This is a genomic window from Kitasatospora sp. NPDC092039 (assembly GCF_044756065.1).
Classification (GTDB): Bacteria; Actinomycetota; Actinomycetes; order Streptomycetales; family Streptomycetaceae; genus Kitasatospora.
In genome coordinates this window covers 51,034-77,642 of sequence record NZ_JBIVSD010000027.1, presented here as the reverse complement: position 1 = coordinate 77,642, position 26,609 = coordinate 51,034, and the positions used below count along the sequence as shown (strand labels likewise).

Sequence of the window (26,609 nt, the reverse complement as noted above, 5' to 3'; positions counted from 1 at the left end):
CGTGACGGACCGGGCAGACGACACCCCGTCGGGTACCGCGACCGACGGGGCCGGGGCCGTGCGCGGCGACGTGCTCAGCTCGACGACCCGCCGCCGGCGCCCTTCCGGCGTGGTCGCGCTGGTGAAGCGTCAGCTGCGCCGCCCCGTGCACCGGACGGCCGCGCTGTACCGCCGGTCGATCCAGCTGCGCGTGGTCGCGGTGTCGCTGCTGGCGTCCATCGCCGTCGTCCTGGTGCTCGGCGTGGTCGTGGTGGCCCAGGTGCGCAACGGCCTGCTCGACACCAAGATGGACGCCGCCCGGGCGCAGGCCAGGATCGGCTTCCAGGTCGAGCAGAAGAAGATCGACGAGGCCCGGGACCAGAAACTGCGGGGCACCGCGGACCCGACCCTCGACGAGACCGGCACCTGGCTGCTGCGGCAGGTCAACGACCTGGCCGGGAGCGGGCAGACCGTCTACTCGGTGATCGCGATGGCCCCCGGCACCGGCGCCGTCGTCCCGGACACCGCCGGCTTCGCGCCGCGCTACTCGGGCGACATCCAGCCCAGCAGCATCCCCGACTCGCTGCGGGCCAAGCTGCTCGCCGAGCCCAACCAGATGTTCGACCAGCCGACCCGGATCCACCGCTCGCCCGGGAGCAGCGGGAAGTCCGAGCCCGGGCTGGCCCTCGGCATGCAGTTCATGGGCCCGGCCGACAAGAGCTACCAGCTGTTCTACGTCTTCTCCTTCGGGCAGGAGACCGACACCCTCAACCTGGTCACCGGCACCCTGGCGACCGCCGGCGTGTTCGTGGTGATCCTGATGGGCGGCATCGCCTGGGTCGTGGTGCGCCAGGTGGTCACCCCGGTCCGGATGGCCGCCGGGATCTCCGAGCGGCTCGCCGACGGGCACCTGGAAGAGCGGATGAAGGTCACCGGGACGGACGACATCGCCCGCCTCGGGGAGTCCTTCAACCGGATGGCCAACGCCCTCCAGGCGCAGATCCGCCAGCTGGAGGAGCTGTCCCGGGTGCAGCGCCGCTTCGTCTCGGACGTCTCGCACGAGCTGCGCACCCCGCTGACCACGGTCCGGATGGCCGCCGACCTCATCTACGACAGCCGCGAGGACCTGGACCCGATGGCGGCCCGCTCGGCGGAGCTGCTCCAGGGCCAGCTGGACCGCTTCGAGTCGCTGCTCGCCGACCTGCTGGAGATCAGCCGCTTCGACGCCGGCGCCGCGATCCTGGACGCCGAGCCGGTCGACCTGCGCGAGATCGTCGCCCGCGTGGTGGAGGCCGCCGAGCCGCTCGCCGAGGCCAAGGGCAGCGCCGTGCTGATCCGCGGCGACGGCGAGCCGGTGCTCGCCGAGGTGGACTCCCGCCGGATCGAGCGCATCCTGCGCAACCTGGTGGTCAACGCGCTGGAGCACGGCGAGGGCCGCGACGTGGTGGTCCGGCTGGGCTCCGCGGACGGCGCCGTCGCGGTCGGCGTGCGCGACTACGGCATCGGCCTCAAGCCGGGTGAGGCGTCCCGGGTGTTCCACCGCTTCTGGCGGGCCGACCCGTCCCGGGTGCGGACCACCGGCGGCACCGGCCTCGGCCTGTCCATCGCGGTCGAGGACGCCCATCTGCACGGCGGCTGGCTCCAGGCCTGGGGCGAGCCCGGCGGCGGCTCGCACTTCCGGCTGACCCTGCCGCGCACCCGCGGCGGCGAGATCACCCGGGCGCCGTTCCGGCTGGAGCCGGAGGACTCCCGGAACAACCGGGGCCTGGGCGCGCAGGGCACGCCGTACCGGCGGGCGATCAGCCCGGCCGGCGCGACGGCGACGGCCGCCGTCGACGACCAGGCGGAGACGCCGGAGGCCGTGGGCAACGGCCTCGGCAGCGGGCTCGGCGGAGTGCTGAACATCGGCCCCGGGCTGGGCCGGCGCCGGCTGCCCGAGGGGCCGCGTGCGGACCCCTCGGACGTGTGGACGGCCGCCGGGTACGGGACCACCGGCGCCCAGGTCATGGTGGACCCGACGCCGGGACGGCCGTCGGTGGCACAGCGGACGGCGGAGCCGGACGTGACGGGTGGGACGACGGCGGAGGGGCCGCAGCGTGCGAAGGACGAGCAACAGGACTGAGCCGCGGCTCCTCGCGGCGGTCGGCGGGCTGCTCGGCGCCCTGGTGGCGAGCGGCTGCGCGGCCATGCCGGATTCCGGCGGCATCACCAAGGTGGAGCTGTCCCAGGGCTCGGCCGACAAGAACCTGCAGGCCCGGGTCTACCCGATGGCGCCCGGCCGGGGCGCCAAGCCGCGCGAGCTGCTGACCGGGTTCCTGGACGCGGTGACCGCCGACGAGGGGTACGACACCGCGCGCAAGTACCTCACCGAGAGCGCCGCCGCCACCTGGAACCCGGACGCCGGGACCCAGGTGCTCACCGCCACCGCCACCACGGCCGGCCAGGACGTCACCGACACGGACACCGTGGTCTCCGCGACGGTGACCGGGCAGCTGGTCGCCACCGTCGACGAGCGGCACTCGTACCTGCTGGTGGCCGGGCAGAACAACGTCTCCTCCGACTTCACCTTCGTCCGGGAGGGCGGCGAGTGGCGGATCGACAAGCTGCCGCCCGGCGTGATCATGAACGAGACCAACTTCCGGAACAGCTTCCGGCAGGTCGAGCGGTTCTTCTACACCGCGCCGGACCCGTCCTCGGCGGTCGCCGGGAACACCGGCCAGGAGGTGCTGGTCGCCGACCCGATCTACCTGCGGCGCCGGATAGACCCGCTCGCCTCGGCCGCCCGGGCGCTCGTCCAGGGCCCGTCCACCTGGCTCTCGCCGGTGGTCGGCACGGCTTTCCCGTCCGGCACCACGGTCGAGGAGGTCGGCATCGACGACAACCGGGGCGCCCACGTGCGGCTCGGCGGGGCGGACGCCGGCGAGCCGACGGGCTGCCGGCGGATGGCGACCCAGCTCTTCTACACCCTCGCCGACCAGGGCAAGGGGCTCGACCGCCTGGAGCTGAAGGGGCGGCACGGCACCTGCACGGCCAGCCGTAACGACGGACCGGCCACCGGGCCCGGGTCGCTGGCCGGGAGCGCCTCCACCCAGCAGTACTACCAGCGCGCCGACAACGGCGTGCTCATGAAGATCGACGAGGGGCGCACCGGCGACCCGGTCCGCGGCCCCCTCGGCAAGCCGCAGCCGAACGGCACCCCGCCGCTGGGCACCGTCGCCGTCAGCCGGGACGGCGGCTGGGCCGCCGCGGTCAGCGGGGACGGCCGCCAGGTCTTCTCGGTGCCGCTGTCGGACAGCACGGCGAGCATGGGCGAGCCGGTGCTCAGCGCACCGGCCAAGGGCGGCGACAAGGACGACGGCTTCGCCTCGCCCAGCTGGGACGGCCGCGGCGACCTCTGGGTGGTGGACCGCGGCAAGCAGAACCCGCGGGTGGTGATGGTGCGCGGCAACAAGTCGTACACCGTGCCGGTCGAGGGGCTGACCGGGCAGACCGTGGAGTCGCTCAAGATCGCCTCGGACGGCGCCCGGGTCGCCCTGGTGGTCAAGACCCCGGGCGTGGCCACCAGCTCGCTGGTGTTCGGCCTGGTGGTGCACGGCGGCACCAAGGAGGCGCCGACCGCGAAGATCACCGGGATCCGCCGGGCGGCCCCCACCATCACCGACGTCGCCTCGGTGTCCTGGGTGGAGACCGATCAGCTGCTGGTGCTCGGCAAGGAGGTCGACCGGACCCAGCAGCTGCACTACATCAGCACCGACGGCTCGCAGAGCTCGGACACCCGGCTGGGGATCGGCGAGAGCATGCGGACCGTCTCCGCCTCGGAGTCCCGCGGGGACGTGCTGACCCAGGCGCCGCCGGTGCTCGCGGTGTCGGACACCAAGGTCTACCGGCTGCTCAACAACCAGTGGCGGGAAGCCCAGTTGATCGACAAGCCCCGCTCGTTCTTCTACCCGGGCTGACCGGCGGCCGGTTGACGGCCCGGTGGGTCGGCGCGCGCCGGGCTCAGTGGGCCGGGTGCACCGTGGCCGCGACCGTGGCGCCGGCCCGGGCCGGCAGGCCGGCGTCGGCCAGTGCCCGGGCGGCCTCGGCGAGGCTGGCCCCGGTGGTCACCAGGTCGTCCACCAGCACCGGGTGACGGCCCGCCAGGCCCGCGAGGCCCGCCCGCCCGGTGCGGGCGCGCGGCAGCACGGTGAGCGCGCCGTGCAGGTTGCGGCGCCGCTCGGCCGCGTTCAGCCCGGTCTGGTCGACCACCGGCCGGGCGTGCCGCAGCAGCGGTGCGGCCCGGACGTCCAGGCCGGCCCGGCGCAGCGAGCGGGCGGCCGCCCCGGCCAGCCGCAGCGTGGGATCGTGCCCGCGGGCGCGGACGGCCGAGCGCGCCGAGGGCATCGGGACCAGCAGCAGCGGGGCCGCCCCGGCCCGCGCCCCCAGGGCGGAGCGCACCGCCCGGCCGAGGGCCTCGCCGAGCGGCCCGGCCAGCCGCAGCGCGCCGCGCTCCTTGTGGGCGAGCAGCAGCTGCCGGACCGGACCGGTGTACGGCGCGGCGGCGTGCGCCCAGGGCAGCGGGGTGGGGGCCGGCCGGGCGGTGGCCAGCACGTGCCGGCAGGCCGGGCAGAGCTGGGTGCGTTCGCTGCCGCAGCCCGCGCAGTCGGCGGGCAGCAGGACGTCCAGCAGGCCGGCCAGTGCGTGGCCGAACGACCCCTGGGCGGAGGGCGGAGGGGCGGGGGAGAGGGGCGGCGGCACGGCTGCTCCTGGCGGCGGCAGGCACGGAGAGTCAGCAAAGGATGCGCCGTATGGGGGGCGTTGTCCAGGTATTTACCCTTACTTCACTCGCGAGAGGGTAGACAGGGTGCACCAGCTTGACCGCCCGGCCGCAGTATCGGGTCATACCCTCCTTATCGCCTGAGGAGGCGAAAAACCCGTGTGAGGTGTTCGATAAGGCCCAGGGGGTTTCAACCGTCCCTGGTGGGGAGGAAGTGAGGTGAGGGCCAGTCGTTTCCCGCCGCTGGCGGCGGGGGCGGGGGGCCGGCAGTGGATGGGCTGGTCCAGCTGGGTCTCAGTCCGGTCCGGTAGCACCCGGATCGGCGTCAGCACGAGGGATCGGAGTTCTGCGTGGACATCGTCGTCAAGGGCCGCAAGACCGAGGTGCCCAAGAGGTTCCGCGAGCACGTGGCCGAGAAGCTGGAGAAGGTCCAGAAGTTCGACGCCAAGGCCATCAGCCTCGACGTCGAGGTGTCCAAGGAGCACAACCCGCGGCAGGCCGACCGGTCCGATCGGGTGGAGATCACTCTCCGCAGCCGCGGCCCCGTGATCCGGGCCGAAGCCGCCGCCGGCGACCCGTACGCGGCGCTCGACCTGGCTTCGGCGAAGCTCGACGCGCAGCTGCGCAAGTCCGCGGACCGGCGTCGGGTGCACAAGGGCGGCGCGAACGGCCGCACCCCGATCAGCGTCGCCGAGGCGACCGCGGCCCTGGCCGCGCTGCCGGACACGACGGCGCCCGAGGACGAGACGAACGGCGCCGTCCGCAAGACCATGATGGGATCCCTGGAAGTGGAGGGCGAAGGCCCGCTGGTGGTCCGGGAGAAGACGCACCCGGCCGCCCCCATGGCGCTGGACCAGGCGCTCTACGAGATGGAGCTGGTCGGCCACGACTTCTACCTCTTCGTGGAGAAGGACAGCGGCCTGCCGAGCGTGGTCTACCGCCGGCACGGCTACCACTACGGCGTCATCCACCTGCAGACCGACCTCGCGGCCGGGCCGGGCGGCGGGGCGGGCGGCGCGATCGGCGGGGCCGACGACGAGGACTGACCGTCCGAGCAGCGATGGAGGGGTGACCCCGGCGGCCCGTGGCCGCCGGGGTCACCGGCGTTCGGGGGAGGGGCGGTTCGAACGCGTCGCGTCCCGGGCGAGGGGTCACCCGATGCGGGGGAATCGGCATCGGAGGGTGACCGTGGCGGGGTCGGAGCGTGGAATGATTGGCGTACGACGACCCGCGAAGGGGGAGGAGCGGATGGGGGATCACTTCGGGCTGGGGCCCGGGGCAGGGCCCGGGCTGCCGTTGGGGGCGGAGGACGAGCCCGCGTACGAGCCGCACCGGGGTGAGCCGATCCGCGTGTTGGTGGTGGACGACCACGCGCTGTTCCGCCGGGGGCTGGAGATCGTCCTCGCGGAGGAGCCGGACATCAAGGTCGTCGGCGAGGCGGGGGACGGCGCCGAGGCCGTGCTGAAGGCCGCCGACCTGCTGCCCGACATCATCCTCATGGATGTCCGGATGCCGCGCCGCAGCGGGATCGAGGCCTGCACGGCGATCAAGGACGTGGCGCCCAGCACCAAGATCATCATGTTGACGATAAGCGACGAGGAGGCCGACCTCTACGAGGCGATCAAGGCGGGGGCCACCGGCTACCTGCTCAAGGAGATCTCCACCGACGAGGTCGCCACCGCGATCCGCGCGGTCGCCGACGGGCAGTCCCAGATCAGCCCGTCGATGGCCTCCAAGCTGCTCACCGAGTTCAAGTCGATGATCCAGCGCCGCTCCGACGACCGGGACCTGGTGCCCGCGCCCCGGCTCACCGACCGGGAACTGGAGGTGCTCAAGCTGGTGGCGACCGGGATGAACAACCGGGAGATCGCCAAGGAGCTGTTCATCAGCGAGAACACCGTGAAGAACCACGTGCGCAACATCCTGGAGAAGCTCCAGCTGCACTCCCGGATGGAGGCCGTGGTGTACGCGATGCGCGAGAAGATCCTCGAAATAGGCTGAGTCTTACGGGACTTGGGCCGGCCGTTAGCGGCCGGCCAGCAGCTTCTCCAGGGCCGGGCGCAGCCGCTCGTCGTGCAGCGTCCCGACCCGCACCTCCTCGCAGCCGACCCAGGCGGCCGCCTCGCGCAGGGCCGTCGCCAGGGCCTCCACGTGCCGGGCGCCGCCTGCCCGGCCGCCGTCCAGCGAGACCTGCCGGGCGACCAGGGTGCGGCCCTCGCGGGCCGGGTCGACCCGGCCGACCAGCCGGCCGCCGGCCAGCAGCGGCATCGCGAAGTAGCCGTGCACCCGCTTGTGCTTGGGGGTGTAGGCCTCCAGCCGGTGCGTCATGCCGAAGATCCGCTCGGTGCGGGCGCGGTCCCAGATCAGCGAGTCGAACGGCGAGAGCAGCGTGGTGCGGTGGCGCCCGCGCGGGGCGGTGGCGAGGGCCGACGGGTCCGCCCAGGCGGGGGCCGGGGCGCCGTCCGGGCCCCAGCCGGCCACCTCGACCGGGACGAGCCCGCAGTCGGCGAGCACCCCGTCCAACTGCTCGGCGCGCAGCCGGTGGTAGTCCAGCAGGTCGGCCCGGGTGGCCACGCCGAGCGCGGCTCCGGCCTGGGCGACCAGAGTGCGCACGCACTCCTCGTCCGGCAGGTCCTGACCGAACAGGGCGTCCGGGACGGCCTGTTCGGCCAGCGCGTAGACCCGCTTCCAGCTCCGGCGCTCGGTGCAGACCACGTCGCCGAAGGCCAGCGCCCGCTCGACCGCGATCTTGGTGTCGGACCAGTCCCACCACTCGGCGGTCCGCTTGGCGCCGCCCAGCTCGGTGGAGGTCAACGGCCCCTCGGCGCGCAGCTTGTCGAGCACGGCGCGGTAGGTCTCGGGCGCGACCTGGTGGCCCCAGAGGTGGCCGCGGTCGCGGTAGCGGCGGCGTCGGAAGGCGAACAGCGGCCACTCCTCGACCGGCAGGACGCAGGCCGCGTGCGACCAGTACTCGAAGCTCGTGCCGCCGCCCCAGTACGCCGCCTCGACGGCCGGGCGGCCGACCGCGCCGAGGCGGGCGTACGGCACCAGCTCGTGCGAGCGGGCGAGCACCGAGATGGTGTCCAGCTGGACGGCGCCCAGGTGCCGCAGCACCCCGCGCACCCCGGCCCGGCGGTCCGGCGCACCCAGCAGGCCCTGGGCGCGCAGGGCGATCCGGCGGGCGTCGTCCGCGCTGAGGACGGCGACGGGGGCGGGGCGGGCGGCAGCGGCGGTCATGCCGGCGAGCGTAGCCGGGGGCACCGACAGCGCGGACTCAGCCCAGGTCGGAGGGCACCAGGGAGGCGACCCAGGCGTCGTGGAAGACGCCGCGCTGCTCCGCGTACGAGCGCAGGGTGCCCTCGAAGCGGTAGCCCGCCTTCTCGGCGACCGCGCGGGAGCCCGCGTTGCCGACGTAGGCCAGCCACTCCAGGCGGCGCAGGCCGAGCTCGCGCAGGCCGTAGTGGGAGACGGCGCGGGCGGCCTCGGTGGTGTAGCCGCGGCCGCGGAACTCCTTCACGGCCCACCAGCCGATCTCGGCGGAGCCCGGGTCGTGGGCGCGCAGGACGAGCCCCTGGCTGCCGACCAGGGCCCCGGAATCGCGCTCGAAAACGCACCAGATCCGGTTCGCCCCGGTGCGCCAGCCCTCAATCGCGAGATCGCGTACGAAGAACTCCGCGTCCTCGCGCCGGTACGGGGACGGGACGACCGTCCAGCGCTGGATCTCCGGGTCCTGGCAGGCGGCGAAGACCGCGTCGATGTCGGACTCCCGCGGAGCGCGCAGCACGAGCCGCTCGGTGGTGAGGACGACCGGTTCGGGGGTTTCTTCCATGAACGGATTATTTCGCCGGACGAGGAAAGCGGGCATCCGATTATTCCGCCGGTCCGCCGGTTCCGCGGACGGCCAACTCTCGGGCCCGCCGACCGTTTTGTCCCGGTGGACGGTGCTATCGGGCCATGTGCTCGCGCGGGTGACACGGGAATACCGTGCTGACGCACCTCCCGGGGGGTTGGACTCCTCGCATACGATGGCCCGTGCGGTGGGGTGGACCCCCCGTGCAGTCGTCCAGTGCCAATACAGGCAAGGAGCCCGCTCACGTGTCCGTCTTCGACAAGATCTTGCGCGCAGGCGAGGGCAAGATCCTTCGCAAGCTGCAGCGGATTGCTGCCCAGGTCAACTCCATCGAAGAGGACTTCGTCAACCTCACCGACGCCGAGCTGCGCGCACTGACCGACGAGTACAAGCAGCGGCTCGCCGACGGCGAGACCCTGGACGACATCCTCCCCGAGGCGTTCGCCACCGTCCGCGAGGCCGCCAAGCGCGTCCTCGGCCAGCGGCACTACGACGTCCAGCTGATGGGCGGCGCCGCGCTGCACTACGGCTACGTCGCGGAGATGCGCACCGGTGAGGGCAAGACCCTCGTCGGCACCCTGCCGGCGTACCTGAACGCGCTCACGGGCAAGGGCGTCCACCTGATCACCGTCAACGACTACCTCGCCGAGCGCGACTCGGAGTGGATGGGCCGGGTGCACCGCTTCCTCGGCCTCGAAGTCGGCGTGATCCTGGCCAACATGACGCCGGTCGAGCGCAAGCGCCAGTACGGGATGGACATCACGTACGGCACCAACAACGAGTTCGGCTTCGACTACCTGCGCGACAACATGGCCTGGTCGCAGGACGAACTCGTCCAGCGCGGCCACTACTTCGCGGTCGTCGACGAGGTCGACTCGATCCTCATCGACGAGGCCCGCACCCCGCTGATCATCTCCGGCCCGGCCGACCAGGCGACCAAGTGGTACGCCGACTTCGCCAAGCTGGTGCTGCGCCTGAAGATCGACCGCGACTACGAGGTCGACGAGAAGAAGCGCACCGTCGGCATCCTGGAGGAGGGCGTCACCCGGGTCGAGGACTACCTGGGCATCGACAACCTCTACGAGTCGGTGAACACCCCGCTGGTCGGCTTCCTGAACAACGCCATCAAGGCGAAGGAGCTGTACAAGCGGGACAAGGACTACGTCGTGATGAACGGCGAGGTCATGATCGTCGACGAGCACACCGGCCGCATCCTGGCCGGCCGCCGCTACAACGAGGGCATGCACCAGGCGATCGAGGCCAAGGAGGGGGTGGAGGTCCAGAACGAGAACCAGACCCTGGCCACCATCACCCTGCAGAACTTCTTCCGCCTGTACGACAAGCTCGCGGGCATGACCGGTACCGGCACCACCGAGGCCGCCGAGTTCCACCAGATCTACAAGCTCGGCGTGGTGCCGATCCCGACCAACAAGACGCCGCTGCGCATCGACCAGCCCGACCTGATCTACAAGTCGGAGCCGGCCAAGTTCGCCGCCGTGGTCGAGGACATCGCCGAGAAGCACGAGAAGGGCCAGCCGGTGCTGGTCGGCACCGTGTCGGTCGAGAAGTCCGAGTACCTGTCGCAGGAGCTGCGCAAGCGCGGCATCCCGCACGAGGTGCTGAACGCCAAGCACCACGAGCGCGAGGCGCAGATCGTCGCGCAGGCCGGCCGCAAGGGCGCCGTCACCGTCGCCACCAACATGGCCGGCCGCGGCACCGACATCATGCTGGGCGGCAACGCCGACCACCTGGCCGCCGCCGAGCTGGCGCAGCGCGGGCTGACCCCGACGGACACCCCGGAGGAGTACGAGGCCGCCTTCCCGGCCGCGCTGGAGAAGGCCAAGGCCTCGGTGAAGGCCGAGCAGGACGAGGTCAAGGAGGCCGGCGGCCTCTACGTCCTCGGCACCGAGCGGCACGAGTCCCGCCGGATCGACAACCAGCTGCGCGGCCGCTCCGGCCGTCAGGGCGACCCGGGCGAGTCCCGCTTCTACCTGTCGCTGGGCGACGACCTGATGCGCCTGTTCAAGGCCGGCATGGTCGAGCGCGTGCTCTCGATGGCCAACGTGCCCGAGGACGTGCCGATCGAGTCCAAGATGGTCACCCGCGCCATCGCCTCCGCGCAGACCCAGGTCGAGCAGCAGAACTTCGAGATCCGCAAGAACGTCCTCAAGTACGACGAGGTGCTCAACCGCCAGCGCGAGGTCATCTACGGCGAGCGCCGCCGGGTGCTGGAGGGCGAGGACCTCCAGGAGCAGGTCGGCCACTTCATGGACGACACCGTCGAGGCGTACGTCCGGGCGGCCACCGGCGAGGGCTTCGAGGACGACTGGGACCTGGAGAAGCTCTGGACGGCGCTCAAGCAGCTCTACCCGGTCACCCTGGACCTGGAGGAGCTGGAGGAGGAGGCCGGCGGCCAGGCCGGGCTGACCCCCGAGTTCCTGATCAAGGTCATCCAGGAGGACATCCAGGCGCAGTACGGAGCCCGTGAGGACCAGCTGGGCGCGGAGATCATGCGCGAGCTGGAGCGCCGGGTCGTGCTGTCGGTGCTGGACCGCCGCTGGCGCGAGCACCTCTACGAGATGGACTACCTCCAGGAGGGCATCGGCCTGCGCGCCATGGCGCAGCGCGACCCGCTGGTCGAGTACCAGCGCGAGGGCTTCGACATGTTCACCGCGATGATGGAGGGCATCAAGGAGGAGTCCGTCGGCTACCTGTTCAACCTGGAGGTCCAGGTCGAGCAGCAGGTCGAGGAGGTCCCGGTCGAGGACGCCCAGGTGGTGCTCGACAAGCTGGAGAAGGACTCCGCCCGCCCGGAGATCAAGGCCAAGGGCCTGGAGGCCCCGAAGCCGCAGCGGCTGCACTACACGGCCCCCTCGGACGAGGTCGGCGGCGGTGTCATCGAGGGCGACTTCGAGGACCTCGCGCCGGAGGACGAGGGCGACGGGCTGACCCGCGCCGAGCGCCGCAAGGCCGCGAAGTCGGCCAAGGGCCGCCGCCGCAAGGCCTGAGCCCGCCGCTGGAGACCAGCCAGGACGCCTCGCAGGGCGCCGTTCCCGGACCGGGGCGGCGCCCTGCGCCGTGGTGTGCCGGCGACGGCACGGCAGGGTGTTCACCGGGCCTCCACGGCGGTGCACTGCCACTGCCCGGCCGGGCCGCGCTGCTCCAGCCGGAAGGCCACCATGTGGTGCCGTCGGCCGAGGTCGACCCGGACGCAGGCCTCGACCGCGTCCGGTGAGGGCGAGCGTTCGTGCACCGGGCCGAGCCTGGGCCGGTCGGCGGGGCCGCCGCGGCGCAGCGCGCCGGCCCGGACCAGCGAGGCGAGCTGCCCGTAGCCGTCCAGGCTGGTGTGCCGCATCAGCTGGCCGGAGGGCCGTGCGCCGGTGAGCACCTCGACCAGCTGGCGGGCGAACCGGCCGGCCAGTGCCTCGGCGTCGGCCCGGGAGCCGGCCCCGGGCCCGGCGCCGGGGGCGGCGGTGCAGGCGGCGCGCGGGTGGCGCGGGCGGCGCCCGGCCGGGTCGCAGCCGCCGGCGGTGCGCGGGCGGCGGTGCGGGCGGACGGTGGGGTGGGCGCTGCGGCGGACGGTCACGGCGGGCTCCTCGGCCGGGTGGTGCGGGTACGGACGGGTCCAGGCTGGGGGCGCCCCGCGCCGGGCGGCAACGGGTTTCCGGGGCGGTCCGGGCGGGCTGCCGAGTTCACCTATCCGGGTGAACCGGCCAGTGCGGCGCCGGGCCGGAGGGGTCGGGCCGCGGCGTCCGGTTGACGTGCGGGGACGGGCCGTACGGTCCTAAAGGGGACGTTCGGGCTGGGCGGACCGGGTGGCGGCGCCCGCCCGCCGCATTGCGCCGTACCGGCCCGGCGCGCACCATCGGGAGCCTGGTCGGGAGCGGACGGCGGGGCTCCCACGACGAGGGGTGGCCGGTATGACCACACGGGCGGCGCGGGCCGCGGGCGGCGCCCCGCCCGCCGCGGGTGCGCCCCGGCGCGGCCTGGTGCTGGGCGGCGGCGGGATGCTCGGCGCGGCCTGGACGGTCGGCGCGCTGTGCGCCGTCGAGGAGGTGACCGGTCGGCCGCCGGGCGAGGCCGACGTGCTGCTCGGCACCTCGGCCGGTGCGATCCTCGCCGCGATGCTGGCCGGCGGCGTCCGCCCCGACCAACTGCGCGACCACCAGCGCGGCCTGCCGGTCACCGAGGGGCCGCTGGCCGGGGCGGCCTTCGACTACGACACCGCCGTCGGCGGCGCGCTGCCGCCCCGCCCCCGGGCCGGCATCGGGTCGCCCGGCCTGCTGCGCGACGCCGTCCGGCACCCGCGCGCGTACCCGCTGCTGACCATGGTGTCGGCGATCGCGCCGCACGGCCGCGGGTCGCTGACGCCGGTCGGCGAGCTGGTCCGCGGCCTGCTCGGCCCCGGCACGACGTCCGGCTCCGGCGCGACGTCCGGTCCCGGCGCGACGTCCGGCTCCGGTGGGCCGCCCGGTGGCGGGGGCTCGCCGTTGCGGGTGGTGGCCGTCGACTACCGCAGCGGCCGCCGGGTGGTGTTCGGCGACCCGGACGCCCCGGCCGTCCCGGTGCCCGACGCGGTGATGGCCTCCTGCGCGATCCCCGGCTGGTTCGCGCCGGTGCGGCTGGACGGCTCGGCGTACGTGGACGGCGGCTGCTGGTCCGCCACCAACGCCGACCTGATGCTCGGCCGGGGGCTGGACGAGGTGTACGTGCTCGCCCCGATGGCGCTGCGGCTGCACCCCCGGCCGGGGCGGGCCGGGGCCGAGGGCCGGCGCCGGCACGGCGGCGACATCCTGGCCGCCCTGCGCGAGTGGCGCGCCCGGGACCGTCCGCGCGGCGTCCTCGCCCAGCTGGTGAGCCGCTACCGCCGCGCCGTCACCCGGCAGCTGCTGCGCGAGGCCGCGCTGCTGCGGGCGGAGGGCGTCCGGGTACGGCTGCTGGCGCCGACCCCGGCGGACCTCGCCGTGATGGGCCCGAACATGATGGACCCGGCCCGCCGGGGCGCCGTCCTGGAGAGCGCCCTGCGCACCAGCCGGGAGGCGCTCGGCGCCCGGCGGTGAGCGCCCGGCCCCGCACCGGAGGTGATCACGGCCGGTCCGGCGGCGCCTATTCTTGGGGCGCTGGAGTCCTGGGGCGCTGGAGAAGCCGTGCCGCTGGACGAACCCCGCTGGACGAACCGGAGAGTGCCACCGATGCGCGTGTACCTGCCCACCACCCTGACCGGCCTGGCGGCGGCGCACGAGGGCGGCTCCCTGGAGCAGTCCGCCGCGTACGCCGTGACCCCCGCGCTGCGCGAGTGGTACGTCAGCGACGACCTCGAGGAACTGGAGTACGCGGCGCTGAACCGGGCCGCGCAGGCCTCGCTGCGGCAGCTGGCCGCCGACCCGGGGGCCCCGCGCCGCCGGGTCGTGGTGGCGCTCGACGTGGCCGACGCCTCGGTGCGGCCCTTCCCGGGTGACGAGTACCAGGACCAGGCCTCGCTCGGCCGGGTGGTGCTGGCCGGCCCGGTACGGCTGGCCAAGGCGGCCGCGGTGCACGCCGACGTGGCCGACGACGAGGTGGTCACGGACGTCGCGGCGGCGGTGGCGGCGGTCGCCGCGGCCGACGCGGGCGACCAGGACGCCCAGTTCACCGTGGACGGCGCCGAGGACCACGACCTGCTCTGGTACGCGACCCAGGAGATCCCCGCCCTGCTGGCCTGAGCCCCGGTCCGCGTGAGTTCCGTCCTACCGGCGTGTCACCCGGCCGGGTTACCGTTTCACCCTGTGCGCACTCACATCGTTTGGGACTGGAACGGCACGCTCTTCCACGACATGGAGGCCGTGCTGGGGGCGAGCAACGCCGCCTTCGCGACCATCGGCGTCGGGCCGATGACCCTCCAGGAGTACCGCGAGCAGTACGAGATCCCGATTCCCCGCTTCTACCAGCGCCTGCTCGGCCGGATGCCCTCCACGGAGGAGTGGCTGAGGCTCGACGACGCGTTCCACGACCGCTACCGGGAGCTCAGCCCGTCCTGCGGGCTGGCCGAGGGCGTGCGCGAGCTGATGGACGGCTGGCGGGAGGCCGGGAACAGCCAGTCGCTGCTGTCGATGTACGAGCACGACCGGCTGGTGCCGCTGGTCGACACCTTCGGCCTGACCGACGGCTTCCTGCGGGTGGACGGCCGCAGCGGCCCGGCCGGCGGCCAGAAGGCGGAGCACCTGGTCAGGCACCTGGCCGCGCTCGGTGAGCTGGTGGACCCGGCCCGTACGGTGCTGATCGGCGACGCCGCGGACGACGCCCTGGCGGCGCTGGGGGCGGGCGCCCACGCGGTGCTCTACACCGGCGGTTCGCACACCAGGGAGAAGCTGGAGCCGGTCGGCGTCCCGGTGGTGGACACCCTCGCCGAGGCGGTCGAGCTGGCCGGCCGGATCGCGGCCTGAACCACGCCCCGGACCGGCCGGACGCGGCGGGGTGGACCACCCCGGGACCAGGCGGACGGCGCGGCCTGAACCATGCCCGGACCGGCCGGACGTGGCGGGCGCCACGTCCGCCGTCCGCGTGTCTGAACGGGCGGATCGCGCCCCGGCTGGTCAGGCTGGTGTCACACCCGACCAGCCGCCAGGACGGAGCCGCCATGCCCATCGACGCAGTCACCGAGGTGCCGGTGCCGGTCAACGAGCCGGTGCGCTCGTACGCGCCCGGCACCCCGGAGCGGGACCGGCTGGTCCGGCGGCTGGACGAGCTGGCGGCCGAGCAGGTCCCGCTGCCGATGACCATCGGCGGCGAGCAGCGGTTCGGCGGCGGTGAGCGGATCGAGGTGGTCCAGCCGCACCACCACGCCGCCAAGCTGGGCGTGCTCGGCAACGCCACCCGGGAGGACGCCCGGGCGGCGGTGGACGCGGCGCTGGCCGCCGGGCGGCAGTGGCGCTCGCTCTCCTTCGACGACCGCGCGGCGGTCTTCCTGCGCGCCGCCGACCTGCTGGCCGGCCCCTGGCGGGAGACGCTCAACGCGGCCACCATGCTCGGCCAGTCCAAGACCGCGCAGCAGGCCGAGATCGACTCCGCCTGCGAGCTGATCGACTTCTGGCGGTTCAACGTCCGGTTCGCCCGGCAGATCCTGGCCGACCAGCCGATCTCCTCGCCCGGCGTGTGGAACCGCACCGACCACCGCCCGCTGGAAGGTTTCGTCTACGCGGTCACCCCGTTCAACTTCACCGCGATCGCCGGCAACCTGCCCACCGCTCCCGCGCTGATGGGCAACACCGTGGTCTGGAAGCCCGCGCCGACCCAGACCCTGGCCGCGTACCACCTGATGCGGCTGCTGGAGGCGGCCGGCCTGCCGCCCGGGGTGGTCAACCTGGTGACCGGCGACGGCCTGCAGGTCTCCCCGGTGGTGCTGGCCGACCCGGCGTTCGCCGGGCTGCACTTCACCGGCTCCACCGCCACCTTCCAGTCGCTGTGGCAGACCATCGGCGCCAACATCGGCGGCTACCGCACGTACCCGAGGATCGTCGGCGAGACCGGCGGCAAGGACTTCCTGCTGGCCCACCGCTCGGCCGACCCGGACGTCCTGCGGACCGCGCTGGTCCGCGGTGCCTTCGAGTACCAGGGCCAGAAGTGCTCGGCGCTCTCCCGCGCCTACCTGCCGCGCAGCCTCTGGCAGCGGATCAAGGACGACTTCCTGGCCGAGGTGGACGCGCTCCCGGTGGGCGACGTGACCGACCTGTCCAACTTCATGGGCGCCCTGATCGACCGGCGGGCCTTCGAGAAGAACCGGGACGCCATCGACCGGGCGAAGGCCGATCCGACGATCGAACTGGCGGCCGGCGGGCAGTACGACGACGCGATCGGCTGGTTCGTCCGGCCGACGGTGCTGGTCTCCTCCGACCACCGGGGCGACATCTTCCGGACCGAGTACTTCGGCCCGATCCTCGCCGTCCACGTCTACGAGGACTCCCGCTGGGACGACGTGCTCCGCCGGGTCGACGGCGGAGCCCCGTACGGCCTGACCGGCTCGGTGGTCGCGCAGGATCGTTACGCCATCGCCCAGGCCGTCGAGGAGCTGCGCTTCGCCGCGGGCAACTTCTACATCAACGACAAGCCGACCGGGGCCGTCGTCGGCCAGCAGCCCTTCGGCGGCGGCCGGGCCTCCGGCACCAACGACAAGGCGGGTGCCGCGCAGAACCTGCTCCGCTGGACCTCGGCCCGGTCGATCAAGGAGACGTTCGTCCCGCCGACCCACCACGGATACCCGCACATGGGCTGAGAGTGAACACCGGGCTCCGGTTTGGACATGGTGTCCAGGACGGAGCCGACTTCCTGCGGGTTTGCGCCTACCTGTCCCTGTGCACCTTCGATTGATCCGGTTAGGCTGGCTGGCGTCGTCGGGTGGCTGCAGGACGAACGAGTCGTCCTACCCGCTGGGAGGACGTTTCATGCGTGCCATGAGCCCCTTTCAGTCGGATGGTGCGGCAGGATTGCGGTGACCCGTCGGTGTACATCCACACACCACCGAGTCACGCAACGGCGCGCGACAGGAGCCAAGAAGTCATGCAGACCAAGCTGGACGCAGCCAAGGCCGAACTGCTCAAGAAGGCAGCCGCAGCCGCTGAGAACAGCCAGGTGGGGGGAGCGGCGCCGGGGGAGGGTCTGAGCAACGGCGCTCTGACCGCGTACCTGCACCACTACTACCTCCACACCGCGCCCGAGGACCTGGTCGACCTCGACCCGGTCGACGTCTACGGCGCGGCCGCCTCCCACTACCGCCTGGGGCTCAAGCGCCCGCAGGGCACCGCCGAGGTGCGGGTCCACACCCCCTCGGTCGAGGAGAACGGCTGGTCCTGCGGCCACACCGTGGTCGAGGTCGTCACCGACGACATGCCCTTCCTGGTCGACTCCGTCACCAACGAGCTGTCCCGCCAGGACCGCGCGATCCACATCGTGATCCACCCCCAGCTGGTCGTCCGCCGTGACATCACCGGCAAGCTGCTGGAGATCCTGGACGTCGACGCCTGCTCCCGCAGCCAGGCCGCCGGCACCGAGTGGCCCGCCGACGCGACCGTCGAGTCGTGGATGCACATCGAGATCGACCGCGAGACCGACCGCGAGGACCTGCGCTCCATCGAGGCCGACCTGCGCCGGGTGCTCGGCGACGTCCGCGAGGTCGTCGAGGACTGGGGCAAGATGCGCGAGAGCGCCCTGCGCCTGGCCGACGAGCTGGCCGAGGAGCCCCCGACCGGCCTGCCCGAGCAGGAGGTCGGCGAGGCCTGGGAGCTGATGCGCTGGCTCGCCGACGACCACTTCACCTTCCTCGGCTACCGCGAGTACGACCTGGTCGAGCACGAGGGCGAGGAGGTCCTCAAGGCCGTCGCCGGGACCGGCCTCGGCATCCTGCGCTCCGACCCGCACAGCCACGACGACCACCACCACGCGGTCAGCGAGGCCTTCGGCCGGCTCTCCGCGCCGGTGCGCGCCAAGGCCCACGAGAAGAAGCTGCTCGTCCTCACCAAGGCCAACAGCCGTGCCACCGTGCACCGCCCGGCCTACCTGGACTACGTCGGCGTGAAGAAGTTCGACGCCGCCGGCGAGCCGGTCGGCGAGCGCCGCTTCCTCGGCCTGTTCTCCTCCGCCGCCTACACCGAGTCGGTCACCCGCATCCCGGTCGTGCGCCGCAAGGTCCAGGAGGTCCTGGGGGAGTCCGGCTTCTCCAGCGAGAGCCACGACGGCCGCGACCTGCTCCAGATCATGGAGACCTTCCCGCGGGACGAGATCTTCCAGACCCCGGCCTCCGAGCTGCTCTCCATCGCGACGAGCGTGCTCTACCTCCAGGAGCGCCGCAAGCTGCGGCTGTTCCTGCGCCAGGACGAGTACGGGCGCTACTTCTCGGCGTTCATCTACCTGCCGCGCGACCGCTACACCACGCGCATCCGGCTGCTGATCACCGACATCCTCAAGGAGGAGCTGAACGGCGCCACCATCGACTACACGGTGTACGCCACCGAGTCGGTGCTGACCCGTCTGCACTTCGTGGTCCGGGTCGCCCCGGGCACCGAGCTGCCGCAGCTCACCGAGACGGACATCGAGCGGATCGAGAACCGCCTGGCCGAGGCCGCCCGGTTCTGGATGGACGGCTTCCACGACCAGCTGCACACCGAGCTGGGCGAGGAGAAGGCCGCCGAGCTCGGTCACAAGTACGCCAACGCCTTCCCCGACGGCTACCGCGCCGACTTCCCGCCGCGCACCGCCGTCGCCGACATCAAGCAGATCGAGTCGCTGCACGGCGAGGGCGACTTCCGCCTGAACCTGTACCAGCCGGTCGGCGCCGGCGACGACGAGCGCCGCTTCAAGATCTACCGGGTCGGGGGCCCGATCTCGCTCACCGAGGTCCTGCCGGTGCTCCAGCGCCTGGGCGTCGAGGTGCTGGACGAGCACCCGTACGCGCTGCGCCGCTCCGACGGCACCACCGCGTGGGTCTACGACTTCGGCCTGAGGCTGCGCGAGGCCACCGAGCTCACCGACGAGGCCCGCGAGCGCTTCCAGGAGACCTTCGCCGCCACCTGGACCGGCCGGGCCGAGAACGACGGCTTCAACGAGCTGGTCCTCACCGCCGGGCTGACCTGGCGCCAGGCGATGATGCTGCGCGCGTACGCCAAGTACCTGCGCCAGGCGGGCTCCACGTTCTCCCAGGACTACATGGAGGACGCGCTCCGCAACAACACCCACACCACCCGGCTGCTGGTCAACCTGTTCGAGGCCCGGCTGAGCCCGAGCCACCGTTCGGGCGCCCTGGAGCTGACCGAGGGCATCCTGGAGGAGCTGGCCGGCGCCCTCGACGAGGTCGTCTCGCTGGACGAGGACCGCATCCTGCGCTCCTTCCTGAACCTCATCAGGGCGACCCTGCGGACCAACTTCTTCCAGCGCTCCGGCTCCGGCGAGTGGCACTCCTACGTGTCGATGAAGTTCGACCCGAAGGCCATCCCGGACCTGCCGGCCCCGCGCCCGGCGTTCGAGATCTGGGTCTACTCGCCGCAGGTCGAGGGCGTCCACCTGCGCTTCGGCAAGGTCGCCCGCGGCGGTCTGCGCTGGTCCGACCGGCGCGAGGACTTCCGCACCGAGATCCTGGGCCTGGTCAAGGCGCAGATGGTCAAGAACACCGTCATCGTCCCGGTCGGCGCCAAGGGCGGCTTCGTCGCCAAGCAGCTGCCGGACCCGGCGGTCGACCGCGACGCCTGGCTGGCCGAGGGCGTCTCCTCGTACAAGACCTTCATCTCGGCGCTGCTGGACATCACCGACAACCTGGTCGGCGGCGAGGTCGTGCACCCGGCCGACGTGGTCCGCCACGACGAGGACGACACCTACCTGGTCGTCGCCGCCGACAAGGGCACCGCGACCTTCTCGGACATCGCCAACGGCGTCGCCGAGTCCTACGGCTTCTGGCTGGGCGACGCGTTCGCCTCCGGCGGCTCGGCCGGCTACGACCACAAGGGCATGGGCATCACCGCCCGCGGCGCCTGGGAGTCGGTCAAGCGCAACTTCCGCGAGCTCGGCGTCGACACCCAGACCGAGGACTTCACCGTCATCGGCATCGGCGACATGTCCGGCGACGTCTTCGGCAACGGCATGCTGCTCAGCGAGCACATCCGCCTGGTCGCCGCCTTCGACCACCGCCACATCTTCCTCGACCCGAACCCGGACGCGGCCACCTCGTACGCCGAGCGCCGCCGTCTGTTCGAGCTGCCGCGCAGCTCCTGGGACGACTACGACAAGTCGCTGATCTCGGCCGGCGGCGGGGTGCACCCCCGCTCGGCGAAGTCGATCCAGCTGACCCCGCAGGTCCGGGCCGCCCTCGGTGTCGAGGAGACCCGCCTGACCCCGGCCGAGCTGATGAAGGCGATCCTGCAGGCGCCCGTCGACCTGTTCTGGAACGGCGGCATCGGCACCTACGTCAAGGCCTCCACCGAGACCAACGCCGAGGTCGGCGACAAGTCCAACGACGCCATCCGGGTCAACGGCGAGCAGGTCCGGGCCCGGGTCATCGGCGAGGGCGGCAACCTCGGCTGCACCCAGCTCGGCCGCATCGAGTACGCGGCCACCGGCGGCCCGGAGGGCTCCGGCGGCTGGATCGACACCGACGCGATCGACAACTCGGCCGGTGTGGACACCTCGGACCACGAGGTCAACATCAAGATCCTGCTCAACCAGGTCGTCGCCGAGGGCGACATGACGGTCAAGCAGCGCAACGCCCTGCTGGCCGAGATGACCGACGAGGTCGGCCACCTGGTGCTGCGCAACAACTACGCGCAGAACGTGGTGCTGGCCAACGCCGTCGCCCAGGCGCACAGCATGGTCAACGTGCACGCCCGGATGATCAGCCGCTTCGAGTCGGCCGGTCAGCTGGACCGGGGGCTGGAGTTCCTGCCCACCGAGCGCCAGATCCGTGAGCGCCAGCAGGGCGGCCGCGGCCTCTCGCAGCCCGAGATGTCCGTCCTGCTCGCGTACACCAAGATCATCCTCGCCGAGGAGCTGCTGGCCACCGACCTGCCGGACGACCCGTTCTTCCGCACCGCGCTGCACGAGTACTTCCCGAGCGCGCTGCGGGCGGGGTTCGCCGACGCCATCGACAACCACGCGCTGCGCCGCGAGATCATCACCACGCTGATCGTCAACGACACGATCAACCGCGGTGGCTGCACCTTCGCCTTCCGCCTGAAGGAGGAGACCGGCGCGACCTACGAGGAGATCGCCCGGACGCACACCGCCGCGCGGGCCGTCTTCGACCTGGAGCCGATCTGGGCCGAGATCGAGGACCTGGACAACAAGGTCCCGGCCCGGGTGCAGACCAAGATGCGGCTGCACTCGCGGCGCCTGGTCGAGCGCGCCACCCGGTGGATGCTCAACAACCGCCGCCAGCCGCTCGACATCGCCGGCACCATCGAGTTCTTCCACGACCGCGTCAACCAGGTCTGGGCCTCGCTGCCCAAGCCGCTGCGCGGCGAGGACCTCACCTGGTTCGAGTCGGTGTACGGCGAGCTCGCCGCGGCCGGGGTGCCGGAGGAGCTGGCCACCCGGATCGCCGGCCTCTCCTCGGTCTTCCCGACCCTGGACATCGTCGAGGTCGCCGACCGCTCCGGGAAGGACGTCGCCGAGGTCGCCGACCTCTACTACGACCTGGGCGACCGGCTCCAGATCTCGCACCTGCTCGACCGCATCATCGAGCTGCCCCGCACCGACCGCTGGTCGTCGATGGCCCGGGCCGCGATCCGCGAGGACCTCTTCGCGGCGCACGCGGCGCTGACCGCCGACATCCTGGCCTGCGGGCCCGAGGCGGCCACCCCGGAGGAGCGGTACACCGCCTGGGCCGAGCTCAACTCGACCCTGCTGAACCGCGCCAAGAGCACCCTCGACGACATAAGGGGTTCGGACAACTACGAGCTGTCCAGCCTCTCGGTCGCGATGCGCGTCATCCGCACCCTGCTGCGCACCGGTTCGATGCGCTGACGGACGGCCGCACCGGAAGGGGCCCGCGTCTTCGGACGCGGGCCCCTTCCGCGTTCCCGGACGCCGCCCGGATTCCGGAGCGTGACGGCCGGATCACGCTGCGCGTGAACCCGGGCGGGCTCCGGATGTGTCCCTGCGGTTAACGCGGCATCACAAACTCCGCCAATTGCCGTCTGAGTTCCCGGCGGGTCGCGGAATTTCGCCCCAACTGCCCTTTTTGACAGCTGTTCTGACAAGGCATGAGTTGCAGTAGGCTGACTCCGCGATAGGCGTCGCCGCAGGTCTCGTGCCGCAAAGCACTTCGATGTGATGTGACATCAGGTGCCTTTCGGAGAGGCTCGGGCCGCCAGTCCCATTCGCGCTTCGGGGCCCGGACCGGCTCCACGCGATGCCACCTGAAGAGAGTTTCATGACGTCATTTGTGCAGGAACCCTTTTTCTGGGTCTTCATCGTGGTGATGCTCGTGGCCGTCGGAGCGGCCCTCCAAGCACGCAGAACCAACCTCGCCCTGCGGCGGCGCAACGCCGCGCTGGAGGAGGAGAGCGCCCTGGCGCAGCGGCAGCGCGACGAGGCCGCCGCGCTGCACGACCACCTGCGGGGGCAGCACGCGTCCGAACTGACCGCCGTCCGCCGGGACGCCGAGGAGGACACCAAGGCCGTCCTCAAGGCGGCGATGCGGACGCTGCAGGGCCTGGCCGACGAGCAGCAGGTCGTCATCGACAAGGTGCAGCGGAAGTACGGCGACAGCCCGCAGATCCTCGCCGACCTGATGACGATCGACCACACCAACAGCCAGTTCGGCCGGCGCGCCCAGGGCATCGCGGTGCTCTGCGGCGGTTGGCTGGGCCGCCGCGAGAGCGTCGCCTCGGTCTACGACGTGGCCCGCAGCGCCCAGGGCCGGATCCGGCACTTCGACCGGGTGCGGATCCACTCCCGGGTCAGCGTCTCGCTCGCCAGCAAGGTCGTCGAGCCGGTCGCCGTCGTGCTGTCCGAGCTGCTCGCCAACGCGACCAACTACTCCGCCCCGGACACCCCGGTGGAGGTCAGCGTCCAGGCCGTCCCGACCGGCGTCTGCCTGATCATCGACGACGCCGGCCTCGGCATGGGCCAGGAGGAGAAGGACCGCGCGGCGCAGCTCCTCAACCCGGGCGCGCCGATCAGCCTCACCAGCCTGGGCAACCCCCCGAAGTTCGGCTTCGCCGTCTCCGGCCTGCTGGCCGCCCGCTACGGCTTCCGGGTCTCCGTCGACTCGGTCTCCCCGTACGGGGGCGTGCGGGCCGTGGTGCTGCTTCCGGCCGAGCTGCTCAGCAGCGAGGTCGCGGCCCCGCCCGTCGCCGAGCGCGCCGACTACCAGCCCGCACCGGTGGAGCAGCCCGCCCAGGCCTGGGCGCCCGCCGCCGGGCAGCGGCTGGTGTCGCTGTCCGAGCCGGCCGCGCCGCTGGCCCCGGTGCCGGCGCCGCAGCCCGCGCCGACGGCGGCAGCGGAGACGACCGCGGACGGGCTGCTGCCCCGGCGGCGCCGCCAGCGCCCCGTGTCGGTCGTCCCCGCCCCGCAGGACCCCGTCCGGGTCGAGGAACCGGTGCGGAGCACCGGCCAGCACACGCCGTCCCGCCTCGGCGCGTTCCAGCGCGGCACGCTGTCCGGGCGCAACACCATGACCACGGAAGGAACCGAGATCCAGTGAGCCGCGATCTTTCCTGGGTGCTCAACGACGTACTCCAGGTACCGGGCGCCCGGCACGCTATCCTCGTCTCCGCCGACGGCCTCCTGCTCGAACGGTCCAGCGAGATCGGCCGCGACGAGGCGGAGACCAATGCCGCCGCGATGAGCTCCATGCAGTCGCTGAGCCGCGCGGTCGCCCCGTTCGTCGGCGGAGGCGGCGGGGCCTGGCGCCAGACCCTCCTGGAGTACGACCACGGCTGGATCTTCCTGATCGCGGCCGGCAGCGGCGCGTACCTGGCCGCCTCCACCGCCCCCGACGTCGACATGGAGGCGATGTCCTTCCGGATGCAGCAGCAGGTGGGCGCACTCGGCCGGGCGATGTCGGCGGCGCCGCGCCAGAGCACGCTCAGCGGCTCATGACGGCCGGCGGCGAGGAACAGCGGGTCACCGGTGGCTTCATCCGCTCCTACGTCATCACCGGTGGACGCGAGTTACCGAACGCGGACGACCTGTCTCTGATCACCCTGGTCACCGTCGCGCCCGAGCAGGGCCTGCCCGTCCTGCCGAGCCCGGAGACCCGGGCGATCTGGGAGCTGTGCTCCGGCGGCTACCTCTCGGTGGCCGAGGTCGCGGCACGGCTGGAGCTTCCGGTGGGGGTCGTCAGGCTGCTGCTGACGGACCTGATCCGGGAGGGACGGCTGCTGCGCCGGTCGGCCCCGCCTCCGGCCCAGGCGCCGGACCCGAGACTTCTAGAGAAGGTACTGCATGGACTTCAACGCCGGTTCGCCTGAGGACATCTACGTCCCGGGCGCGGTGACGACCGCCGTCAAGATCCTGGTCGTGGGGCACTTCGCGGTCGGCAAGACGACGCTCATCGGGGCCCTGTCGGAGATCGCCCCGCTGAGCACCGAGGAGAGCATGACGCAGGCGTCCGTCCGCGTCGACGACCTCCGCGGCGTACCGGACAAGAAGACCACGACCGTCGCCCTGGACTTCGGCCGGCTGACGCTCGGCGACGACCTGGTGCTGTACCTGTTCGGTACCCCGGGGCAGCAGCGGTTCATGCAGCTCTGGGAGGACATGGCGAGGGGCGCGCTGGGAGCGCTGCTGCTGGCCGACCCCACCCGCCTCGCGGACACCTTCCCCGTCATCGACCTGATCGAGCAGTACGGCCTGGAGTACGCGGTGGCGGTCAACAGCTTCGACCGGCAGAGCGACTACACCGAGGACCAGCTGCGCGAGGCGCTCGACCTGCTGCCGCACACCCCGGTGGTGTTCTGCGACGCGCGGGACCAGCGCTCCTCGGCCAACGCCCTGCTGACGCTCGTCCGGCACCTGCTCGACCGCGCCTCCTGACCTCCCCCACGCCTTCCTCCCCTCACGCCTCCCGGGTCCGCATCCGCCCGGGGCCACCTCCAAGGAACGACCCATGGAATCTCTGCCGCGACCCGTCCCGTCGCCTCCGCCGGGCTGCCCGATGCACGCCGGCGTGAGCACCCCGCTCTACGGGGAGATGTTCTCGGCCGACCCCGGCGCGGTCTACGACAAGCTGCGCGTCCACGGCCCCGCCGCGCCGGTGGAGTTGGCCCCCGGGGTGGACGCCACCCTGGTCACCTCGCACGAGGCCGCGCTGCGGGTGCTGCAGAACCCGGGGATGTTCGCCCGGGACTCGCGGCGCTGGGCGGCGCTGAACGAGGGCCGGGTGCCGATGGACAGCCCCGTCCTGCCGATGATGTTCTACCGGCCCAACTGCCTCTTCACGGACGGCGCCGAGCACCTGCGACTGCGCAAGGCCGTCACCGAGAGCCTGGAGCGGCTCAACGACAGCCGGCTCAACCGGCACGTCGAGCGGATAGCCGGCTACCTGATCGACCAGTTCAGCCCGCTGGGCCGGGCCGACCTGCTCAACGACTACGCCAGGCTGCTGCCGCTGCTGCTGTTCAACCAGCTGTTCGGCTGCCCGGCCGACATCGGCGACCGGCTGACCCGCAGCATGTCCGCGCTCTTCGACGGCATCGACGTCATCCAGGCCAACGAGGAGCTGACCTCCTGCCTGATGGACCTGGTCGCGCTGAAGCGCCGCCAGCCCGGCGACGACATCACCTCCTGGCTCATCCAGCACCCGGCCGGCCTGCGCGACGAGGAGCTCAAGGACCAGCTGGTCATGCTGATGGGCGCCGGCGTCGAGCCCGAGCGCAACCTGATCGGCAACGCGCTGCTCCTGCTGCTCTCCGGCGAGGGCGGCTCCGGGCTGCGCATCGAGGACGCCCTCGACGACGTGCTGTGGAACAACCCGCCGATCGCCAACTACGCGACGCACTACCCGATGCAGGACCTCAACCTGGGGGGCGTCCCGATGGACGCCGGCAGCCCCGTGGTGATCAGCTTCGCCGCCGCCAACAGCGACCCGGCGCTGACCGACGCCCGGCTGACCCTCAGCAAGGGGGCGCACCTGGCCTGGGGCGCCGGCCCGCACGCCTGCCCGGCCAAGTCCCCGGCCCAGCTGATCGCCCTGAGCGCGATCGAGTGCCTGCTCAACGCGCTGCCGGACGTCACGCTCGCGGTGCCCGCGGAGAGCGTGGAGTGGCGGCCGGGCCCGTTCCAGCGCGGCCTGGTATCGCTGCCGGTGCGGTTCAGCCCGGCGCCCGCCCGGACCACCAGGCCGGCCGCGGCGGCGGACGCCGCACCGGCCCCGTCGGCGGCGCCGGCCGGCTCCGAGCCGGCGCAGGCGTACCCTCAGGCCACCGCCCCGGCGGCGGCTCGGGCTCCGCAGAAGAAGGGGTGGTGGAGCTCCTTCCTGGACGTCTTCCGGCTCTGAGGCGTCCTCGGGCCCCGGGGTGTCCGGGGCCCGGGTGTCCGGGGGGCGGGTGTTCGGGGTGTCCC

General features: G+C 72.7%; 19 protein-coding genes. 15 read left to right on the top strand and 4 right to left on the bottom strand.

Annotation, left to right across the window (positions count from 1 at the left end; translation table 11 throughout):
* The first annotated feature begins 1 nt into the window (after nt 1).
* Nucleotides 2-2,101 (top strand): MtrAB system histidine kinase MtrB, encoded by a 2,100-nt coding sequence (gene mtrB / locus ACIQI7_RS35430; RefSeq protein WP_401118060.1) that lies wholly within the window; start codon nt 2-4, stop codon nt 2,099-2,101.
* Nucleotides 2,076-3,935, top strand: coding sequence for an LpqB family beta-propeller domain-containing protein (locus tag ACIQI7_RS35425; RefSeq protein WP_401118058.1), 1,860 nt, complete (start codon nt 2,076-2,078; stop codon nt 3,933-3,935). The genes mtrB and ACIQI7_RS35425 overlap by 26 nt, the downstream gene beginning before the upstream one ends.
* Nucleotides 3,936-3,978: 43 nt before the next feature.
* Here the strand turns inward: ACIQI7_RS35425 and ACIQI7_RS35420 are convergent, their stop codons facing one another.
* On the bottom strand, nt 3,979-4,716 hold the full coding sequence (locus tag ACIQI7_RS35420; RefSeq protein WP_401118056.1) for a ComF family protein: 738 nt from the start codon (nt 4,714-4,716) through the stop codon (nt 3,979-3,981).
* 369 nt (nt 4,717-5,085) lie between these two features.
* On the opposite strand from ACIQI7_RS35420, the gene hpf reads away from it, so the two are divergent.
* On the top strand, nt 5,086-5,781 hold the full coding sequence (hpf, locus tag ACIQI7_RS35415) for a ribosome hibernation-promoting factor, HPF/YfiA family (protein WP_401118054.1): 696 nt from the start codon (nt 5,086-5,088) through the stop codon (nt 5,779-5,781).
* 202 nt (nt 5,782-5,983) lie between these two features.
* Nucleotides 5,984-6,736, top strand: a complete 753-nt coding sequence (locus ACIQI7_RS35410; RefSeq protein WP_387756842.1) for a response regulator — start codon at nt 5,984-5,986, stop codon at nt 6,734-6,736.
* A 24-nt stretch (nt 6,737-6,760) separates the two neighbouring features.
* On the opposite strand, the gene ACIQI7_RS35405 is transcribed toward ACIQI7_RS35410, so the two are convergent.
* Both ACIQI7_RS35405 and ACIQI7_RS35400 read right to left on the bottom strand, forming a co-directional pair.
* Nucleotides 6,761-7,972 carry a winged helix-turn-helix domain-containing protein gene (locus tag ACIQI7_RS35405; RefSeq protein WP_401118051.1) on the bottom strand — a complete coding sequence of 404 codons (1,212 nt, stop codon included), beginning with the start codon at nt 7,970-7,972 and terminating at the stop codon, nt 6,761-6,763.
* Nucleotides 7,973-8,009: 37 nt separating this feature from the next.
* Nucleotides 8,010-8,564: a GNAT family N-acetyltransferase gene (locus ACIQI7_RS35400; protein WP_401118049.1), complete on the bottom strand. Its 555-nt coding sequence runs from the start codon at nt 8,562-8,564 to the stop codon at nt 8,010-8,012.
* A gap of 266 nt (nt 8,565-8,830) precedes the next feature.
* Between ACIQI7_RS35400 and secA the strand changes: the two genes are divergently transcribed.
* The gene (gene secA, locus ACIQI7_RS35395) at nt 8,831-11,593 is read left to right on the top strand and encodes a preprotein translocase subunit SecA (protein ID WP_401118047.1); all 2,763 of its coding nucleotides are present in this window, start codon (nt 8,831-8,833) and stop codon (nt 11,591-11,593) included.
* A gap of 101 nt (nt 11,594-11,694) precedes the next feature.
* Here the strand turns inward: secA and ACIQI7_RS35390 are convergent, their stop codons facing one another.
* Complete coding sequence (locus ACIQI7_RS35390; protein WP_401118045.1) at nt 11,695-12,171, bottom strand: Rv3235 family protein; 477 nt, start codon at nt 12,169-12,171, stop codon at nt 11,695-11,697.
* A 334-nt stretch (nt 12,172-12,505) separates the two neighbouring features.
* Between ACIQI7_RS35390 and ACIQI7_RS35385 the strand changes: the two genes are divergently transcribed.
* The 10 genes from ACIQI7_RS35385 to ACIQI7_RS35340 all read left to right on the top strand — a co-directional run bounded on the left by ACIQI7_RS35385 (nt 12,506) and on the right by ACIQI7_RS35340 (nt 26,544).
* Entirely contained in the window at nt 12,506-13,645 is a 1,140-nt protein-coding gene (locus tag ACIQI7_RS35385; RefSeq protein WP_401118043.1) for a patatin-like phospholipase family protein, read from the top strand.
* Nucleotides 13,646-13,777: 132 nt separating this feature from the next.
* Complete coding sequence (locus ACIQI7_RS35380) at nt 13,778-14,287, top strand: DUF6912 family protein (RefSeq protein ID WP_401118041.1); 510 nt, start codon at nt 13,778-13,780, stop codon at nt 14,285-14,287.
* Between the two features lie 63 nt (nt 14,288-14,350).
* Nucleotides 14,351-15,007 carry an HAD family hydrolase gene (locus ACIQI7_RS35375; protein ID WP_401118039.1) on the top strand — a complete coding sequence of 219 codons (657 nt, stop codon included), beginning with the start codon at nt 14,351-14,353 and terminating at the stop codon, nt 15,005-15,007.
* A gap of 200 nt (nt 15,008-15,207) precedes the next feature.
* Entirely contained in the window at nt 15,208-16,833 is a 1,626-nt protein-coding gene (gene pruA, locus ACIQI7_RS35370; protein ID WP_401118083.1) for an L-glutamate gamma-semialdehyde dehydrogenase, read from the top strand.
* 284 nt (nt 16,834-17,117) lie between these two features.
* On the top strand, nt 17,118-22,064 hold the full coding sequence (locus tag ACIQI7_RS35365; RefSeq protein WP_401118037.1) for an NAD-glutamate dehydrogenase: 4,947 nt from the start codon (nt 17,118-17,120) through the stop codon (nt 22,062-22,064).
* A gap of 409 nt (nt 22,065-22,473) precedes the next feature.
* Nucleotides 22,474-23,748, top strand: a complete 1,275-nt coding sequence (locus ACIQI7_RS35360) for an ATP-binding protein (protein WP_401118034.1) — start codon at nt 22,474-22,476, stop codon at nt 23,746-23,748.
* Nucleotides 23,745-24,146, top strand: a complete 402-nt coding sequence (locus ACIQI7_RS35355) for a roadblock/LC7 domain-containing protein (protein WP_387756852.1) — start codon at nt 23,745-23,747, stop codon at nt 24,144-24,146. Before ACIQI7_RS35360 ends, ACIQI7_RS35355 begins: the two co-directional genes overlap by 4 nt.
* Entirely contained in the window at nt 24,143-24,517 is a 375-nt protein-coding gene (locus tag ACIQI7_RS35350; protein ID WP_401118032.1) for a DUF742 domain-containing protein, read from the top strand. The genes ACIQI7_RS35355 and ACIQI7_RS35350 overlap by 4 nt, the downstream gene beginning before the upstream one ends.
* Complete coding sequence (locus ACIQI7_RS35345) at nt 24,492-25,082, top strand: ATP/GTP-binding protein (RefSeq protein ID WP_387756854.1); 591 nt, start codon at nt 24,492-24,494, stop codon at nt 25,080-25,082. Before ACIQI7_RS35350 ends, ACIQI7_RS35345 begins: the two co-directional genes overlap by 26 nt.
* A gap of 73 nt (nt 25,083-25,155) precedes the next feature.
* A complete protein-coding gene (locus tag ACIQI7_RS35340; RefSeq protein ID WP_401118029.1) occupies nt 25,156-26,544 on the top strand; it encodes a cytochrome P450 in 1,389 nt (462 codons plus the stop codon).
* Nucleotides 26,545-26,609: the final 65 nt, after the last annotated feature.